2 protein-coding genes are annotated in these 3,849 nt (G+C 45.9%); both read right to left on the bottom strand.

The genetic code is table 11. From position 1 onward, the window contains the following. Positions 1-1,634, bottom strand: a 1,634-nt coding sequence (locus MHN01_RS19525) for a CHASE4 domain-containing protein (protein ID WP_239412879.1), incomplete at its 3' end; no start/stop codon positions are given. A gap of 132 nt (positions 1,635-1,766) precedes the next feature. Further along, the gene (locus tag MHN01_RS19520) at positions 1,767-3,737 is read right to left on the bottom strand and encodes a diguanylate cyclase (RefSeq protein WP_239412878.1); all 1,971 of its coding nucleotides are present in this window, start codon (positions 3,735-3,737) and stop codon (positions 1,767-1,769) included. Positions 3,738-3,849 lie beyond the last annotated feature (112 nt).

Raw genomic sequence — 3,849 nt, 5'->3', positions numbered from 1 at the left:
ACCTCATCGGCCATTTGGTGCCCGAATGCGCCGGCGACAATATTAAACCGCTCTATCCGGATATAAATCAGCGCCGGCGAAATAGGTTGTGAGCCTTGCTGTTTGTCGGCCAGTTTAGCCGCAAGCAACTTATACAGGGTTTGGCGATTAGCCAGCCCCGTTACCGTGTCGTATTTTTCGAGTTGTTTTATCAACCCTTCCTGCTTTTTCTGGTGGCTGACATCTTTAACGGACAGCATCAGCGCCTCGCCATTTTGCTGTTTAATGGGAGTCACTTCCAACTTGCAGGCGATCAAGCTGCCGTCCGCTGCCAGCATATCCGTATCAAAGTGTCTTTGCCCGGCGGCTACTGCTTGATACATGGCGTCGACCTTACAACTTTGCGCACCTGACTCCGAACAGATATTCAGTAAAGGCTGACCGACAAGTACCCTCCCGGACGGATAGTGCAAAATAGAGGCTAAGGTATCATTGGCATCAACAATTTGACCATCAAGAACAATGACCAGCCCAAGGTTGCTGGTGCGATACAAGGCTTCAAACTTTTGAGCAACATCATTAAGGGCTGAGTCGGTATGAGATGATTTTGTCAGGATTTGGTTAATAACCTCGCCTACCATCGAGAACTCATCGTTACCATCGACTTTCATCGGGGTGCTGTACTCGTCCCGGATCAGGGCCTCAAGTGCTTTTTCTAACGCGATAAAACGGCTACTCACTTTTCGGCGAAACGCGAGCAAAGTCAGTACACCGGTAATCACAGAGGAAATAAGCATGGCCGCAGCCAGCCAAATAATAAGCTGGTTACCTTCCTGATAGATAGTTCGTGGCCGACTGCTTTTTAGAATGGCCAATGGATTGCCATTGAAATCATTGAGCACAACGCATGCAGCCAGGTCTTTCCCGTTATTCTCAATTTGAGTAAGAGGAACTAGCTTACCCTCAAGGGTGTCTTGCGGTGTTATTGCTACCAGTGTATTTTCCGCAGATAGTACTTCCTCGAATTGACTCGGGAAAACGGCTGATAAATAGCGTCCCCAAATCAGCCAGCCGCCAACCGGTGTATTGGCAAGGCTGTTTCGAATCGGCGTCACGCTGACGACCAGCACTTTACCCGATATTGATATCAGTCCTGATTTAACTTTGTTTTCAGAAAGGTGACCTTGAGTTAGGGCATCAAGGTAGGCACCTATCCCCTGCAAGGACAACAGCTGATGAAGGATGTCAGGTGAAACCTTCGAAGTGCGGCCATGCCCATTTGCCATCGAGCTTTCAATGATCTCACCTTCTTTGCTGACAAAGAGCATCAAATCAAGTTCAAGGTTTTTCAGCCCATCAAAGTTCAGATTTCGATCCCGGTAGGCATCGTCACCTTTGATCACAAGCTGATAGCTTTCATCCCAGTTTGCCCAGTCATATGAACGCTCTCCCTGACCACGAACAAGAATATCGATGACGGCTTTAGCCTGGTAGTTATCCTTAAGAATCTGCTGGCGTTCGATGTCATTGAGGTTCATGAGAAAAAAATAACGGGCACAAAACAAGCAGATAGCAGCAATCGCAAATAAGCCGGCCCCAAACAATAGAGCTGTTCTTGTACTTAGCTTGGCAGGTGCAAGAGTTTTTATTCTCATTTTCCATTAACAGTCGCAGTTTCATTCCATCAAAGAATATCAATTTACCCTTTCCAGACGCAACAAATCACGGGCGCTACCAACAGAGAAGAAATACCACAAGCTGTAAAGGATACCCCGTAAACCGTGTACTCAACATGGGTAATTTACTAATTTGTATCCATTTCTTCCTGCCTCTTTTACGCTGTAAAGCGATTTGTCGGCTGCCACCATAATTGCATCCCATTCAATCTGTAACTGCTGCTGGGACGCTGTAAATACTGCCCCCATAGAAACAGTGACAGTGATATCTCCAGCGCTGGTAGAAAAAGCGGTTTCAGAAATAGCCGTGCTTAGACGCGCCAGAATGTTATCGGCTTCATGTTCAGGTGTATGAATTATCAACACGAACTCTTCCCCTCCCCAGCGAACACTCAGATCCCCGCTACACGATGCTTTTTTTACTCGCTGAGCCAGCAAGATCAGCACCTGATCACCAACATCATGCCCCAGCTTGTCATTGATAGATTTGAAATGATCAATGTCTAGCAATACCACAAGAGCAGTACTTTGCTCAGGTCTTGAAGAAATGGTTGTCAACCACCTTTCAAGATAACGGCGGTTGTTAAGACGAGTCAGAGGATCTTGCATCGACTGGGTGGCCAGTTCCGCATTTGATTGCTCCAAAGCGATATTGTTGCGGCTAATACTGCTGTAGCGACGATAAAGTAAATACAGCACAATCAAAATTAATACAGTGCCGACCTTTAGCATGTTCTCACGGGCTTCCTGCTCTGCAAGACGCGCTGAGCTCAAGGCATTCTCCGTTTTCAACAACACGATTTCGTGTTCTTTTTCTTTCGCTTCAAACCGCTCCTGTAAATCAAACAGCTCTTTCCTTCTTGCATCAAACAAGTACTCTTTGCCTTGTACTGCATACTGTTTGTAATATTTGAGAGCCAGCTCGAAATCGCCCGATGTCTCATAAATATTAGCAATAATATTACTCACGTAGATGTAGCGCTTGCGATTTTTCCTTTTTTCATAGGTATCCAGGGCAAGAAAGGCATGTTCAAGTGCCTGATCAGTTTGATTTAACAACAAATACGACTCAGCCAGGCTTTCATTACAATTGGCGATACCACGGGGCTCGTTATATGTTTCTGCCAACTTCAGGCAAGCTATTGAACTCTCCATCGCCTCCTGTGGCATCCCGTGATCCTGTTGCATGGCAGACAGATTCATGAGGGCTGTCAGTTTCACACGGTAAGAGCTGGTTTTTGCCGCCATTTTCATCGCTTCGTTAATATGAGCAACACGCTCGTCTGGTCTATTTAAATACTTAGTAATAACACTGCCATTGATATGGAGTATTGCCTCGGCAAATGGATTGGAAAATGCCTGCTCATGATAGATATCCAACGCCTGGCTCAGGTAGTGATCAGCTTTGTCCCACTCCTCCATACGTATATAAACCGTTGAAATATTGGATAGAACGCGGGCTATTTGCAGCTTGTCGCCGCACCCGAGGAAAATCTCATACGCATTCTGGTAGCTCTGTAGTCCCTGCTTATATTCCGAACGGTCAATATAGATATTTCCCTGCCACTTCAGCGCACGGGCAAGCAAGGATGAATACTCCAGCTCCCTCGCCAGCTCGACAACTACAGCAACCGTTGATTCCGCCAGTTCGTAGTTTCGCTTATCCACCAGCTCAGCCGCTTCAGCCAACCATGCCTCAGCGACCATCCATTTACTACCAGTTTTCTCGCCAAGCTGCTTTAGCTCGCGAATATAGCTCATTGCCTTAATATCATTGTCACCTTCGGCCTGCTCAATGTTGTACTTAACCAGCAAAAATATCGCCTGTCTTACTGAGGAATAAGAAGGATCTATTTTTTTTGCCACTGCCGGCAGGCGCTGTTCTGCTTTTTTAGGTGCAATTAAAGACTGTACATAAAGATCCAGCAAAGGCTGTTCCTTGTCGCTTGATATCGACTTCAAGAAATGGGTACAGGGCTGGTTGCTGTCTTGGCCAGCCATTGAACGATAGGAAAACGTCACGGCAGCAAGCATGATTAATAGAATTGAAAAACGCGCTATCAACTTTGAAGGCTCTGGCATAAAACTCTTTATAGATTAGTAATTGTCGTTGTTCCCTCACAACATTCCATCGGGGCTATTAGTACCAGAGATTGTATTACAAATACAATCTCTATCCTTTTATTTTGTCAAT

The sequence above is a fragment of the Photobacterium sp. OFAV2-7 genome (assembly GCF_022347985.1).
In the GTDB taxonomy this organism is placed as follows: Bacteria; Pseudomonadota; Gammaproteobacteria; order Enterobacterales; family Vibrionaceae; genus Photobacterium.
Note: the sequence above shows the minus strand (reverse complement) of the source record. Positions and strands in the feature narration are given on the sequence as shown.